The organism is Tunturibacter psychrotolerans (genome assembly GCF_040359615.1).
In the GTDB taxonomy this organism is placed as follows: Bacteria; Acidobacteriota; Terriglobia; order Terriglobales; family Acidobacteriaceae; genus Edaphobacter; species Edaphobacter psychrotolerans.
In genome coordinates, this window is sequence record NZ_CP132942.1 from 5,438,632 (window position 1) to 5,453,131 (window position 14,500).

Annotated in this window: 9 protein-coding genes and 1 tRNA gene; 2 read left to right on the plus strand and 8 right to left on the minus strand. The window is 58.6% G+C overall.

Features of this window, described 5'->3' with window-relative positions:
• Position 1 precedes the first annotated feature (1 nt).
• Positions 2-289 (plus strand): hypothetical protein, encoded by a 288-nt coding sequence (locus tag RBB77_RS22830; RefSeq protein ID WP_353064000.1) that lies wholly within the window; start codon positions 2-4, stop codon positions 287-289.
• 49 nt (positions 290-338) lie between these two features.
• Here RBB77_RS22830 and RBB77_RS22835 read toward each other — a convergent pair whose 3' ends face one another.
• Complete coding sequence (locus tag RBB77_RS22835; protein ID WP_353064001.1) at positions 339-911, minus strand: DUF2911 domain-containing protein; 573 nt, start codon at positions 909-911, stop codon at positions 339-341.
• A gap of 122 nt (positions 912-1,033) precedes the next feature.
• Here RBB77_RS22835 and RBB77_RS22840 point away from each other — a divergent pair.
• A tRNA-Arg gene (locus RBB77_RS22840) sits at positions 1,034-1,110 on the plus strand.
• Between the two features lie 94 nt (positions 1,111-1,204).
• Here RBB77_RS22840 and RBB77_RS22845 read toward each other — a convergent pair.
• From RBB77_RS22845 to RBB77_RS22875, 7 genes are all read right to left on the minus strand, one after another.
• Positions 1,205-1,828 carry a hypothetical protein gene (locus RBB77_RS22845; protein ID WP_353064002.1) on the minus strand — a complete coding sequence of 208 codons (624 nt, stop codon included), beginning with the start codon at positions 1,826-1,828 and terminating at the stop codon, positions 1,205-1,207.
• A 206-nt stretch (positions 1,829-2,034) separates the two neighbouring features.
• On the minus strand, positions 2,035-5,532 hold the full coding sequence (locus RBB77_RS22850) for a hypothetical protein (protein ID WP_353064003.1): 3,498 nt from the start codon (positions 5,530-5,532) through the stop codon (positions 2,035-2,037).
• 66 nt (positions 5,533-5,598) lie between these two features.
• Positions 5,599-6,669, minus strand: a complete 1,071-nt coding sequence (locus RBB77_RS22855; protein WP_353064004.1) for an AI-2E family transporter — start codon at positions 6,667-6,669, stop codon at positions 5,599-5,601.
• Positions 6,670-6,890: 221 nt separating this feature from the next.
• Positions 6,891-10,346 carry a TonB-dependent receptor gene (locus RBB77_RS22860; protein WP_353064005.1) on the minus strand — a complete coding sequence of 1,152 codons (3,456 nt, stop codon included), beginning with the start codon at positions 10,344-10,346 and terminating at the stop codon, positions 6,891-6,893.
• Positions 10,347-10,618: 272 nt separating this feature from the next.
• Complete coding sequence (locus tag RBB77_RS22865) at positions 10,619-11,020, minus strand: DUF2237 family protein (protein WP_353064006.1); 402 nt, start codon at positions 11,018-11,020, stop codon at positions 10,619-10,621.
• A 199-nt stretch (positions 11,021-11,219) separates the two neighbouring features.
• Positions 11,220-12,857, minus strand: a complete 1,638-nt coding sequence (locus RBB77_RS22870; RefSeq protein WP_353064007.1) for an ABC-F family ATP-binding cassette domain-containing protein — start codon at positions 12,855-12,857, stop codon at positions 11,220-11,222.
• Positions 12,858-12,977: 120 nt separating this feature from the next.
• Positions 12,978-14,495: a hypothetical protein gene (locus tag RBB77_RS22875; RefSeq protein ID WP_353064008.1), complete on the minus strand. Its 1,518-nt coding sequence runs from the start codon at positions 14,493-14,495 to the stop codon at positions 12,978-12,980.
• Between the last annotated feature and the right edge of the window lie 5 nt (positions 14,496-14,500).

Here is a 14,500-nt window from a genome sequence, read left to right on the forward strand (position 1 = left end):
CGTGTCCGTCTTTTACGATCGGCAGGCGGAGCTAGAGAAGTATGAGTTCATGATGGGGGAGGCGCGTGGGCGGCTGGCGGTGACGCTGGATGTGCTGACGGATGCGCTGATCCTGGTGGGGCAGCATGGGGTTTATTGCGCGAGCACACGGAATCCCACGGTGCCAGCGCTCGATCTGCAGGCTGTGCTAATGAATCTCAACGGGGCGAAGGAGTTGGTCGCTTCGGTGATGGAGCGATTGAGGCTGGATAGGGAGGCCGCGGAAAGTTCCGTGGCAGAGACCGAGTAAGAGGCGTCCTCGCGCTGGTGGCTGCGAAGACGCCGTGATTCGGTGACGACTACTGTGCCTGGATGTTGACGTACTCGTCGGTGGTGGCCCATTTGATGTGGAGTTGGGTATTCGCTCCTTGAGTGTTCTCGAAGGAGATGGACATGTTCTCCTGTGAGGCTGGGAGAGTTTTTCCGGTCATGGGCGTTCGGCCGAGGTCCTGTGCCTCAGAGTATTCAGTTCCCCACTGGCCGGTCTGCTTGTTGACGATGAGAAGCCACTGGCTGGCGCTGGGCAGGGTGTAGATGGTGTAGGTGCCGGCGGGAACACTGAGTGTGCCGATCTTCAGATTGGCTGGGGTGATGAGGGTGGTGGCGGGATTGGCTCCGGTGCGCCAGACCTGGCCGTAGGGGACGATGGTGGTGCCGATGGCGCGGCCCTTGAGACGAGGCGAGTTGTAGTGGATGACGACCTGCTTGCCATTGAGGCTCACTTCCGCGGTTGCCGGTGGGCTGGCGATGGGTTTGGCAGAGGTTTGCGCGCCGTCCATTTTAACGCCTCCGCCTTGAGCGATCGTTTGGAGGGGGTTTGCGGCGGTTAGAAGCGTGCAACAGGCGGCGAGGGCGAAGGTGCGGAGCTGCATGGGGAATCTCTCTTTCCTGGGTTCGTTGGCGTTGATGGGCGCATGTTTGCGCGCTGGAGAGATGCTCAACCGGTAGGCCGCGGGCTGTCAACCGGGGGCGTCGCGTGCTAGGCTAGAGGTATGCGCCCGTAGCTCAGCTGGATAGAGCGGCAGCCTCCGAAGCTGTAGGTCAGAAGTTCGAATCTTCTCGGGCGCACCATCCTTCCACCTCCAAAGAAGCGACCTGTAGTTTTCGATAAGCTGACTTCGCTTGAGCTTTAGCGGATCGGAATCAGTCTGCCCTTCTGATCAATTCAAGTATTCCGCTGTCCGGACATTGACCACCAGATAACGAGCACTCCACCGGCTCCGAAAACGACCGCGAACATCAGACTCAACTGCGCGAAAATCACCCACTCCTCCCAGTAGATCCTCCCAGCCTCTACACTGATTTTTGGAGACGCAACCCGCAGCTCGGGAGCGATATTTCTGACGTGCAGCAGGATTTTGTAGTGATCACCTTCGTGAGCATCGAAGGTTCCAAGCGTAGTTGCAACCACGCCAGCGCCGCCAAATGCGCCCGGGACGTAGAGCTTTCGATCAATGATCGGTCTTTCTCCAGAGGAATTTCTACTAATCACACTCCAGTCGAGATCAAGTCCATTCCCGAGAGAAGCGCAGTCGTCTTTGAACAAGCGATCGCCGACCAGGCATTCTTCAAGAGCCACATTCGTCGGCGCGAATGTCAGGCTGACGACATAGGTGCCGTTCAGGTCGGCTTCGAACTCCGCCGATGTGATGTCTTGGTCTGCCGGTGGCATTATTGGAGCTGTCAGCGGTTCCCAGTTGTGTGAGTGAAGCCGACTTTGGACGTAAACGTACGGCAAGATCGCTATCAGGATCAGGACAGCACCCACCACCACTCCCTTCTTGATCATAGAAGGGGATGATACCTCCTACCGTGAGAGACAGCGACTGATTACCGCAAAACGGCGCTGTCGGCAACGTAGGGCTTATAGCTGGAGTTGCAAGCGAATGGCGTGAAACAGCACACGCATGCAGGTTCTGAAATCGTCGCTTAAGGCGTACCATCCTCATTTTCCTCCCAAGTACGCCCTCTCCCTGACCAGGATCGCTTTCTCCCCTATTGGGATGGGAGGTAGCGATTCATCCAGGAGATGGCGGTTTCGTCGGAGAGAAGAATGTGTTCGCCCAGGCGGCGATAACTTTCGAACTGCGACTCGGTAAAGAATTGGTTCAGGGTCGTGTCGTGTGGGAACTTCTTGTGCTCGCGACGGTAGTTAAGGATGTCTGGTGGTTCGTCTCCGGTGAGGGAGGCCTTGATGTAGAGGATGTGGCCGAACTGACTGGGATGGGAGTCCTCGGGATAGCGAATTGTGCCGTAGACGCAATGGGTGGAGTTGGAAGGATATTCGCCGAAGGAAGACAGGCCTTCGACCGCGGGTGCAGATTGTTGATGCGCAACGGTTGCGGTAAAGCCGGGAGTATCGGTGGACGAAACGTGGGCTTTGAGGACGTAGGGGACCTCCGACGGCTGCTGCTGCGACAAGGCCTCAGCGGAGGGTTTTGCTGGATCGGTGGATGCGGTTGCGGCTGGAGTGTCATGCTCGGTCTTCGTTGAAGATGACGCCGCGGATGAGGGTTCATGGCCAGGAACGGCCTTGCCGGCGGGCGGCTCTGGCGGAACGGGGGCGGTTTGATCGAGAGTGACTTCGATGCCGAAGTCGAGGCGGGCCTTGCGGATGGCCATGCCGATGCCCTGGAACGCGAGGTTGGGGTCTGCCTCGCTATCGCAGACGACGATGGTGCGGCAGCGGCGGCGGAGGAGCTCGTAGAGGCCCATGTTGTCGAAGTGGCCGCCATCGGTGAGGTAGACGTAAGAGGTGGTGTCGTCCGACTGACCGAAGAGCTCATTGACCAGGCGCAGAAGGCCGAAGCGGGGGGACGAGGGAAGCGTGCCTTGTTTGAGCGTGAAGAATCGGCTAAGAGCATCTGGCTTGCCGGATGGCGGGATGGGATATGGAGTGACCCGGCCAATGCGACGGCGGCGAGGGTTGCGGAGCCACCATCCGAGACGCACGTTGAAGACGGTGAGAAGAAATGCGATGGCGGGGTTGGAGTGGTAGCCCATGCTGGGGCTGGCGGCAGCACCGGAGATAGCACACGCCGTAGCGAGTGTGATGGCTCCGGCGTCCGCGTATACGAAGCTGGGAGTGTCAACGAACCCGTTGAACTGGTTCCAGTGGTTGCGGGCGGCGGTCCAGCCGACGTTGTAGCCGGAGAAGATTGGCGTGAAGACAAAGCTCGCAGCTTTGCGCTCCTGGTAGGCGAGATCCTCGCCGGTGGTGAGATTGATGGCGGTGCAGATGACAGGAAATGGGCCACGGTAGGTGCCGACGATGGGCCTGCCTGCATCATCGAGTACGGTGTTTCCCTGCTCGTCGAGAGCGCGGTAACCGACGGGAAGTAGCTGATGGACGCGCAGACTGCGATCGCTTCGGGTGAAGCCGGTGAAGAGGTTGGGAATGCGATGGAGATCGACGGCGCCTCCATAACAGCGGGCGAGCCGGTCGCGGTAGAAGGCGTGCATGGAGAAGTCGTTGATATCGACACGCCGCCCGAAGAAGAGTGCTATCGCGAGGCTGAGGAAGGAGAGGAGCAGGAAACGATGTTCCCGCTGGAGAGGAGTGCCATTCGGGACAACCACGCTCCATGAGACGAAGGTGGCGAGAAGGAGGAGAAGTCCGATGACAAAGACCGGAGGTGCAATTTTGGCGAGCAGTTCGAGGAGGAGTCCGGAAGAGGGCGAGTCCGGGGTTTCGCCGGTCTCGGTGCGTGTGCTTCGCGCGGAGAGCACGCCGGCGATCGTGGTGCCAAGCCATCCAACCCAGACGGTGTAACTGGCCACGGTGTAGTGAGAAAGGAGACGCACAAGATAGGCACCCAAGAGTGCCACCCCGGTAACGGCGAACCAGCTTCCACCCAACAGAAAGGATAAGGCGCGAAGACGGGCCATCCACTCGCGTTGTCCGGAGTCGGCTCTGTCACCGACGATACCGAGGCCGGCCTCCATCAGAACAAACGGAACAGCCAACAGGAGCGGTGGGAGCAGGGCTACGGCAAGCGCTGGGATGAGGTAGCGCGGAACCGCAAAGCAAGTTACAAAGAAGAGCAGTCGCACGCCGTCCAGGAGCAGGTATGCGAAGCCAATTCCGAGTATCCAGACAGCTCCGGTGATCTGGACGTGAATCTTGCCCGCAGTAAAGACGGACGAGAGAAGCAGTCCGCAGAGGCAGGTGAATAAGAAAATGGGGATGGTAGTGGCACGGGTGTACATCAAGCCGCGCCAGAGACCAAGGGGTCGTGCGGACCAGTGGTCGCGCAGCCGAGAGCGAGGCACCGGCTGTTGAGTATCAACCGTGACCTCGAGAGATTCGGTGTTGGGGGTTTGTTGTTGAAAGGAGCCCTTGTAGTGGAGGTGAGTTGGTTGCTCTACTTCCTGGAAGGTGGTTTTTGCTGAGGAATCAGCAATACTTTCCCCGGGGATGATCGTTTTGTATATGAAAGGGGCGACCAGGACCGCAGCGCCGAGCAAGCTGCCGCAGGCGAGTTTGATAAAGATGGGCTTTGGGCCAGGGGGGTCGAGGTGCGCGAGCCAACGGCTGAGGTAGCTCACAACGATAAGGAAGATGATGGCGAGTATCCAACCGAACAGAACGAACAGGGTATGATGCGCCTCTGAGAAGGCGAAGGGGATGGTGCCGAGGTGAGGGAGCAGTAAAACGAAGAAGAGAGTGGAGAGAAGGACGACCAGGTTGAGTGCTGTGTTTCGTGTCCACGTTGCGGCGATAGTCCAGGTATCAAGGGAGACAGCACCTGTCCGAGGGGCGAGGTAGTTGGAATGTCGTCTTAGCCACCGCAGTGGCTCTGGCTGCACGGTTGCGCGGTATCCGAGAGGGCTGACTTCGGGTTGATTCGGAATTGGATCGAGCAGCCCTTCGACGGTCGAGGTGCTGCCAGTCTTATAGATCCAGTTGGCAAGGAACTGATGGATGTAGCCGCCGCCGGAGACGCTCGAAAGATAGTCGAGCTTGCTGATTCGGCCGTGGCGCGCGAGAGCCTGCAGGATGCCGAGGTTGAAAGTGGCAGAGCGGATGCCTCCGCCTGAGAGACATAGCCCTGTTGTTGCGCGGCAGCGGGCCACATCGTACGGGTCAGGTTTGCCGTCCGGAGTTGGCGGGCAGTCGCTATCGTGATTCGGAGGAGGAGTCGGCCAGTAGTTGAAGGCCTGAAGTTCGCGCTCGAGGAGCCATTTGCTTGGCGTGTACTGGGTTACTACGGCAAGTCGCGACTGGATATCCGGCCGAAGTTCGAGGGCTGCGGCGAGGCTTTGGATGGAGCTGAGGCAGGAGACAGGCGGATCGGAACTCGGGCCGAAGAGCTGACAGAGTTCGTCGTAGATCGAAGGCCGCACGTTGAGCGGGTCTTCAGACTCTTGAGAATCTTCGCGACGCGGCGAGCGAGGAGCGTCGGAGGCGGCGGTAGATGCAGGCCTGCTGAGGAGCAAGGGAAAGGTGACCTCGGCGAGACGCAAACAGTAGGATCGGTTCGAATCGAACATTCTAGGACTCCGCTTCGACAAGTTATCCGGGGTACGCGGGAGTCTAACAGGTCGAGGCGTTGGGACCTAAAGTTCCACTCGTGCGGCGGTGCTGCTTTCGGTGATTTGTTGGTCGGGAGGGGTGTCGCAATAGAGTCGGCGATAGAGAATCAAGATGGTTGCTGAAACCGGAATCGACAAGAGAACTCCGGGAACGCCGGCGATGGCTTCGCCAGCCAAAGCGCTGACGATCACGATGAATGGCGGGAGTTCAAATTGGCCTGAGCTGAACAAGTATGGCTGGAGAACATAGTCCACCAGGAGGCGAACCAGGACGAAGATGAAGATGAGCCATCCGAAGGCGTGAAAGCCGGTGACCGCCGCGATGATCAGAACGATCAGGAACGCTAACGGAGGACCCACGAGAGGAATGAACTCGAAGGGAAACATCATCAGCGCGAGCAGGACGCTGTAAGGGACACGTAGCAGACTAAAGGCAATGACGTAGATCGCGTCGGTGATGATTGCGCAGAGGACCACGGACCGGGCCCAGTGCTTTAGGAAATCATGTTCATCGCGAAGGATCTCCTGGAACTTCGGACGAGAGGCCGGCGGCAGGGCGCAGACGATTCCTTCAAGCAAGTCCGGACCATTGCGAAGAAGCAGATAGCTCAGCAGCAGGACGATCAGGAGGAGAACAATACTACCGGCGGCGGAGAGGAGTTTCATGCTGAGGTCGGTGATGGTCTCGAGCATGTCCTTGCCGTGCACCTCTATCCAGGATTTGAGATGGTCGCGGATGGGTGCGTCCCATCGCTCCAAAAATTTGGGTAGATGGATGTGATCGATGGCATTGGGTTGCGTCAGGTCGGGTATTTGCTTTGTGAGTTCAACTGCTTGCTGGAAGGCATAGTAGCCGATCAGTCCGCCGACACAAAGAATCAGGGCAAAGATCAAAAGATAGACGCCGGCGAGAGCCCATCCGCGATGGCGGCCATGCGTGAGCCTGCTGTAGATGAAATCCACGACCGGCAAAAGCATGTAGGCGATGATGATCGACAATACGACGAGGAAGATGGTGTCACGCAAGCGGTACAGCAGATAGCAGAAGACCAAAGTCCAGACTATGCGAAGCACACGCGAATCGAGCCCGAACATGGAGTCTCCTTTCGAGCGTGAGCATGGAACGCGTCTGCGTCATCCACGGTCTCACAGGACTACCCAGGCCCAACTACCAAAGTCATTGAGAACTGGATGACGTTCTCCGCACAAGGGTAGCACTACCGGCGGAGAATTCTATCTCGAGGGTCGTCACAAAACGAAGCGGCTCCGATATCCCGGAGCCGCTTTCCTGTTGTGGTTTGTTTGCGTTTGCTTGGTTAGAAGAAGAACTTCGCAGCAAACTGCATCTGACGTGCCCCGTAGAGGCTGTTGTTGGTGCCTGACGTCACACCGAAGGCCGCGAGGCCGGTGCCGGTGAAGGGTGAGATGCAGCCCTGCAGTACGGATCCTGCCGGAACAGTGCCCGCTGTTGCGGAGCCCGTTGCGGTGCTGCAGGCAGAGGCCGCAGAAGTCGACGCCGCTGCGTACTGCGAGTAGGTTCCCTGCACTCCAGTGACGATGGTGTGATTGAGGAGGTTGAAGGCATCTGCGGAGAGTTGCAGATACATGGCCTCGTGGATGGGGATGTTGCGGGCTACGCGGAAGTCGAAGTCGTTGAAGCCCGGCCCATACATGCTGTTGCGGCCGATCTGCGGGGGACGGCCGGTGGTCGGAGCGCCGGAGCTGGAGCTCATGGCACCGCCATAGATGTTGCCGTCGGCTCCGTAGCTGGTTCCAGTGCCGGAGAAGACGGTGCCGTTCATCCCCATGAAGATCGGCTGACCGCCAGAGGCAATGAAGCCGCCGGAGAAGGTGAAATCGTCGACAGCATATTTGACGATTTTGTTATCCGGCAAGAGCTTTGGCTGGTAGACGAAGCTGAGCGTAAAGCGATTCCGGATGTCGGTGTCCGAAGGACCATTGTCGCGACGGATGTTGTTGGGATCGAGCGGAGTATCGCCACCGAAGAAGGTGCCGTTGGCTCCGCCGACCTGGCCATCGTCGGTTGCGCGCGCCCAGGTGTAGTTTGCGAGCACCTCGAGCCCGTTCGCGAAGGGACGACGCACGGTTGCAGCGAGAGAGTTGTACCAGGTATTCGCTACACTGAACCCCGTGTTGATGGAGGTGATGTTGGGATTGCGGCGGTCCGCCTGCCGATAGACAGGAACGGTAAGGACTTCCTGAATTCCGCCGGTGGCGTTGAGTACGTCGTAGGTGCGGACGCCACTGGGCGTCTGGCCGATGAGATTGGCATCGAGGAAGACGGGCAGACGCATCGCGCGAGTACCGACGTAGCCGACCGACAGCGTCATCTTGCCAGGCATGGCCTGCTCAACAGCCAACTGGAACTCGTGCGACAGCGGCGGAACGAAGTTGGGATCAAGGCCGTGGAAGCTCTGGCTACCAATGAGTGCTGGTCCGTTGACGGCCGGTGCGGTTCCTCCTGTGGGGATGGCGGCCGAAGAGATCGAAGGACCAGTGACCGGGAAGGGCACGAAGGGGTATTGAAGGCTGTTGGTGGCGCTTGGCACCTTCGCGCATCGTGCACCGGATACGTTGCCAACAAGACTTTCGCAGCCGGTGTAGTTGTAGTTGACCTGGACTACACCGTTCTCAACGCGCATGGCGTAGTAGGTGCTGCCCTGGTTGAGCGCGGAGAAGAGACCATAGCCGCCGCGGACAACGGTGCCGACTTGAGGCGCCCAGCTAAAGCCCAAGCGTGGCTGAACGCGGTCGGCCACGTTTTTGATGGTGCCGCTGTACTGAGTTGAGATAGGAGGAAAGTTGTTGTTGACGAGACCGGGTGCCGGGGTGAGTTGAATGTCGTAGCGCACGCCAAGGGTGAGGGTGAGGTTTTGGCGAATCTTCCAGGAGTCTTCGGCGAAGGCGTCGAACATCTTCATCCAGAAGTCATCTCTACCTTGAGTGCCGGCCGCAGTGTTCACCTTGTCGATGGTCTGGACAAAGGTGTTGTAGTGATAGCCGGCGAAAGGGTCGGTATCGCCGGGCTGGCCGGCGAAGGCGTCCTGGATCCAGTCCTGGAATGCTGCGGTGTTGGTGGTGTCCGAGTAGTTGTAGACGCCGCCGCCCTGGAAGAGGTTGATCATGACTTCGTGGACGAGGTTGGCGTCGCCACCGAACTTGAGGGTGTGATGTCCCTTGGTCGTCGAGAAGACGTCGGTGAATTGAATGCGGTGTTCATCAGGCTCTGCGACACGCGGCAGGGCGTTGGGCATACCGTAGGTGACGACACCGGTGGCGACGCTGGGGCCGGCGGCGTTCGCACCTGCGGTTTCGAGGTCGCGACCGTATTGGAAGTGCACCTGGTTGACGGAGGCCTTGCCTACCTGAGTGGTTAGACCTGCGACAAGGAAGCGCTCGTGGTAGCTGGTGGGACCGTTGGTCGTGGGAGAGCTGTTGCTGAAGGTGTTCGCGGGGCTGTAACCGTAAGTGCTGTCATAGTCGGCGAAGTTGTAGTCGACGAAGACGTCGTTGCGCTGGTTGATGTGATAGTCCAGGCGCGGGAAGAAGAGGTTCTGCTTCTGAAAACGGGCCGGTGGTGCGTCGCCGGGGTTGATGTTAGCCACATTCAGAAGGAACTGAATACCGTTGAGACACTGCGCGCTGGTGATACCAGTTGTGCCCTTGTAGCCTGGGGTGCCGACGACCGGGCATTGGTTCGGAGTGACAGTAGTAGAAGCGGTGTATGCCCCGGCGCCCTTCGTGGAGATGGTGTTGGAGTCGGAGTAGAGAACGCGACCGACTTTGCGAAAACCATCATAGGTGAAGAAGAAGAAGAGACGATCCTTGATGATTGGTCCGCCGACAGAGCCGCCGAACTGATGCTGCTGATGGACGGGCTGCGTGAGGAGGAAGGGGTTTCCGTTGTTGTGAAGTGCCTGGAACTTGTTATACGGATCGAGCGCGTTGAGATCCGGGTAGCGGAGATAGTAGAAGGCGTCGCCGTGGAAGTGGTTGGTTCCGCTCTTGGTGATGGCGTTGACCTGACCGCCGGCGGCCTGACCGAACTCGACCGAGTAGTTCGAGGTTTCGGCCTGGAACTCCTTAATGGAGTCGATGGAATAGACGTAGGGTGCACCGGATGCGCGGCCCCGAGCCTCGGAGAAGAGCATCTGGTTGTTGTTGGAGCCGTCGACGTAGTTCTGGTTGTAGAGGCCACTGATGCCGTGGAAGCTGACGAGGCCGCTGCCGCCATCCTGCGTGACGTTGGGGGTGTTAAGGACGAAGGCGCTCCAGTTGCGGCTGGCGACAGGCAAATTCGAGATGAGGGTCTCGCCGATAGTCTGGGCGACTTCTGTTTTGTCGGTGTCGACGAGAGGCGACTCGCTGGTGACTTCAACCTGAGTCGAGACGGAGGCCGCGGGGAGTGCGGCGTCGATGGTGAGGATCTGGCCGACCGTGAGTGTCAGGTCCTTGCGGTCGACCTTACCGAAACCGCCGCCGCCGAGGATGACCTCGTAGTGCCCGGGGAGAAGAAAGTTTGCGGTGTAGGAGCCGTCGCTGTTCGTGGTGAGCGAGCGCGAGATGCCGGTGTCGTTGTTGGTGACGATTACGGAGACTCCCGGGACGGTGGCGCCGGAGGTATCCGTCACGGTGCCGACGATATTGCCGTTGCCGGAGGTTTGGGCACTGCCAGAAAGGGTGAGAGAACACAAGAGGAGGGCCGCAGCGGCGGACGCAAGCAGGCCACGACAGGCAAAGGAAAGTTTCATATTCGTACTGGCTCCTAAATAACACCGATGTAAAAGACGGTGTGTAAATGGTTAGCGGCTAGTTGACTCCGGGTTTGGTATCTCCCGGGGACGTTCGCGTGCAACCTCAAATGACTTTGTCGTAGTACTTAAACACTCAGGCTTTGGGGCGGGGACTGTCAAGGGCAGCTGTGAACGCCGCATGAATCCAGCGTTACAAAACGTCTTGTTCATGAGTTGTTTACGAGTAGGCCGACTTATTTTCACGACACTTGCGTGAGATGGAAATCACTTTAATGAAGTTGGCTGGGGATGACAGCGTACTGAATGAGTAACTCGAATGGAACAATCTTGAGAGTGTTCTCGTGGGTGGCTTCGAGGATGATGGGGCATGCGGCGCCAGCTTGCTGCACCTGAAGCCAACGGGCGGCGCAGACACACCAGCGATCTCCGGGTTTGAGGCCAGCGAAGCCGAACTGCGGCAGGGGGGTGCTGAGGTCGTTGCCCAGGGCTTTCGAGGCTTCGAGGAATGGCTCGTCTACGACGCAGCAGATGGTGTGGACTCCGTGATCGTCGGGGCCGGTCTCGCAGCAGCCGGTGCGGTAGAAGCCGGTCATGGGCTCACAGCCGCAGATGTCGAGGGGCTGGCCAAGGACGTTTTTGCCACGGTTTTTGATGGGCTCGACGGTGGGCATGAGACTCCTGTTCGGTTCCTAGTATCCCACTTTTTGGAAAGATAGGTCCTGCCGGACGGGCCTCCTGTGCGGAGGGCAGTCACTTCGTGACTTGTAAATCTTGTCTCGCTGAAACGCGGTCCTGATTGTCCTGCCGCGGCAGGTTCACATGTCACGAAGTGACCGCGCCGCGCGTAGCGGGCCCGTCCGGCGGGACATATTACTTTGCGGCGATGGCTAGTTGCTGCTGGTACTCCTCGTAGGGGCCCTTGTGGTCGGTGATGTGGAAGTCGGTGGGGCCGCCTTCGAAGTGCCAGATGCGGGTGCCAGATTCTTCGATCAGGTCCTGGTCGTGAGTGACGAGGAAGACCGTGCCTTCATACTTCTGAATGGCCTGGTTGAGCGCGTTGATGCTCTCGAGGTCCAAGTGGTTGGTGGGTTCGTCGAGGACAAGGACGTTGGGCTTCTGCAACATGATCTTGCAGAAGAGGAGTCGGGCGGCTTCGCCTCCGGAGAGAGCGTCGGTCTTCTTCAGGCCCTCTTCGCCCTTGAAGAGCATCTGGCCGAGGATCCCGCGAATGTCTTCTTTAGTGGCTTGCGGATCGAACTGATGGAGCCAATCAGAGGCCGTCATGCCTAGCTGGATCGAGCCTTTGTGGTCCTGCGCGAAGTAGCCGATGGAGACCTCGTGGCCCCACTTGACGGTGCCGGAGTCGATAGAAACATCGGACTCTTCGATGCCGGGGCCGTTTGCGAGGAGAGCCTTGAGGAGAGTAGTTTTGCCCTGGCCGTTGCGGCCCATCAGGATGACCTTGTCGCCGCGAGTGACGGAGGCGGTGAAGTTGTTGATGACGCGCTCGGTCTTGCCGTCTTTTTGCTCGTAGGACTTGTTGACGCCTTCAAACTCAAGGACGTTTTTGCCCGAGGGGCGGTCCATCTTGAAGCTGATGAAGGGACGCGCGATGTTGGAACGAGCGAGTTCGCTGGTGGCGAGGCGCTCGACTTCCTTTTTGCGAGAGTTCACCTGTGAGGAGCGTGTGCCGGCGGAGAAGCGGGCGATGAAGTCGTTGAGTTGAGCGATCTTCTTTTCGCGCTGCTCGTTCTGGCTCTCGATGCGGGTGCGGACGCTTGTCTTCTGGAAGACCATATCGTCATAGCCACCGTTGTAGGTGATGATGGTCTCGTAGTCGATGTCGGCGATGTGGGTGCAGACATTGTTGAGGAAGTGCCGGTCGTGCGAGATGGTGATGACGGTACCGTTGTAGCGGGTGAGGAAGTCCTGGAGCCAATGGATGGACTCGAGGTCGAGATAGTTGGTGGGCTCGTCGAGGAGCAGCGCCTGCGGATTGCCGAAGAGAGCCTGGGCGAGTAGGACGCGAACCTTCTGGCCGCCCTGGAGTTCGGACATCTTGCGCTCGTGAAGTTCGTCTGGGATGTCGAGACCTTGCAGGAGAACGGCTGCGTTGGACTCGGCTTCGTAGCCGTCTTCGTCGCCGACGATGCCTTCGAGTTCGCCGAGGCGGGAGCCGTCTTCGTCAGTCAACTCGGACTTTGCGTAGATGATCTCTCGCTCCTCAAGGGCCGCCCACAGGGCCTTGTTGCCCATGATGACGGTATCGATGACGCGGTAGGCGTCGAAGGCGTACTGGTCCTGCGAGAGAACGCCGATTTTCTTGGGGCGGACGACGTTGCCCTTCTGCGGGTCGATCTCGCCGGTGAGGCACTTCATGAAAGTGGACTTACCGGCGCCGTTTGGGCCGGTGAGGCCGTAGCGTCGGCCAGTGGTGAAGGTGACTGAAACATCCTCGAAGAGGAGCTTCGAGCCATAGCGCATAGTGACGTTGGAAACTGAGATCATGGTATTACTTTCATTTTAGCTGGGGAATGTAGCAATTTTCGCGTTACAGGCGTGAATATTCGCCATAACCGCAAATACCTGTCCATTAGATGTAATTTAACGATTTTCGATGCCGAAGGATTAGCGCTCTGGGGCAGATGGTTGAGTTGCTATGGGCTTTGAGCTGTTCGAATCGTGAACCAAAGATTGCGCGTCGCTCGCGTTGATGAGGCAGTAGTGACCGAAGATCTCGCCGGTTGCACCACACTGCTCGGCTTTGAGTACCAGCTTGGTCGCTCCCTTGCTGAGATCCCATGCGATGACTTCGCTGAGTTGGGAGTTGCCGAACTTCTCGAGCATAGGCCAGGCGTCGCGGTCCGTGAGGCCTCCGAGGTCGATGATATGTGCGGGCGACTCAAATGAGAGAATGCCGATGGGTTCGGCGGCGACCCGGTCGGTTGGGAGTAGATTCCTCGCCGCGAGTCGATGAAGAGGCCCGAGCTTCTCCCCTGAGGATCGATATTGGATGGCGCCGCCGATCCAGAGGGCTATTATCGCGAGAACCAGTGTGCTTTGAACGAAAGGACTCGCCCGCTGCGCCGAACGCACGATAAGCGGCACGACGAGCACCCAAAGGCAGCAGAGATAGGGAGCGAAGTGGCGATTCTGAGCCAGGGGAAAGAGATAGGAAAACGTAACGATCTGAAGCACAAATCCTAGGATTGCAATCCGGAGCATCCATTTGAGAGTGTCGGGAGTGCTTTTCGCACGCTCAAAGAACGTTGCCACACTGAGAGGGAGTGCGACGAGCAGGATCTTCAGGGGGCCATCGAAGAGCATGTGCGACGCGGCTTTGATGGCGAATAAGGTTCGGGCCATCGGGCTCAGATGGTTGAAGCGTTCGGCGACGATTTGGGTGTACGCCGTGGGCAGATAGTACAAGAGACGTGCGGTGCTCGACCAGGGCATGTAGGTCCCGAACGTGCTTTTGGCGTAGAACAGCCAACCGATCTCCACAGCGCCGCTGAAGAGGCCGATGAGCAAGAGATCGCGGACCTCGCGTCTCGATCGCGACGCGAAGAGAGCCAGGATGATTACGCAGGCGATGTAGATGCCGGACTCAAGCCTGGTGATTGCGAGAGTACTCGCGGAGGCGATGCCGACGAGCAGCCATGGGAGGGTGCGGACTTCTGCACGAAGTTTTGCCAGAGCCAGGAGTAGACCAATGATACTCAGGACAGCCAGGCCAGTCTCCATCCCAAAGAAAAACCACGCGGTGAAGAACCATGGGCCGCTGACAAGGATAGCGGAGACGATGATTTCAGCATCGGAGAGCTGCAATCGCAACTCTTCCCAAAGCAGCCAAATCGCGAGAGCGGCAAAGGTGCAGAGAAGAAGGCCGAGCACATTTGCCATGCCGACACTGACTGCAAGACCAGTGATTTTCGATGTCGCAGCCAGTAGAAGAACGTAAGCGGGACTGCTGAAGCCGTAGGAGACTTCCCCAGCGTTGAGTGCGAATAGACCGGAGGACGCAAGGTGACGGGCGTAAGTGAGAAAGATGTAAGCGTCGTCGATCTGCGGCCAGGACCAGATGAGCAGCAGCAAGAGGGAGAGCAGGACCTGCGCCAGGACAAAACGCAGAAGCCGGTTAGCCATGGCGA

Excerpts from the sequence above, each read along its gene's own strand:
- RBB77_RS22845 (WP_353064002.1), bottom strand. The coding sequence starts at position 1,828 with ATGATCAAGAAGGGAGTGGTGGTGGGTGCTGTCCTGATCCTGATAGCG.
- RBB77_RS22860 (WP_353064005.1), bottom strand. The coding sequence starts at position 10,346 with ATGAAACTTTCCTTTGCCTGTCGTGGCCTGCTTGCGTCCGCCGCTGCG.
- RBB77_RS22835 (WP_353064001.1), bottom strand. The coding sequence starts at position 911 with ATGCAGCTCCGCACCTTCGCCCTCGCCGCCTGTTGCACGCTTCTAACC.
- RBB77_RS22875 (WP_353064008.1), bottom strand. The coding sequence starts at position 14,495 with ATGGCTAACCGGCTTCTGCGTTTTGTCCTGGCGCAGGTCCTGCTCTCC.
- RBB77_RS22865 (WP_353064006.1), bottom strand. The coding sequence starts at position 11,020 with ATGCCCACCGTCGAGCCCATCAAAAACCGTGGCAAAAACGTCCTTGGC.
- RBB77_RS22870 (WP_353064007.1), bottom strand. The coding sequence starts at position 12,857 with ATGATCTCAGTTTCCAACGTCACTATGCGCTATGGCTCGAAGCTCCTC.
- RBB77_RS22855 (WP_353064004.1), bottom strand. The coding sequence starts at position 6,669 with ATGTTCGGGCTCGATTCGCGTGTGCTTCGCATAGTCTGGACTTTGGTC.
- RBB77_RS22850 (WP_353064003.1), bottom strand. The coding sequence starts at position 5,532 with ATGTTCGATTCGAACCGATCCTACTGTTTGCGTCTCGCCGAGGTCACC.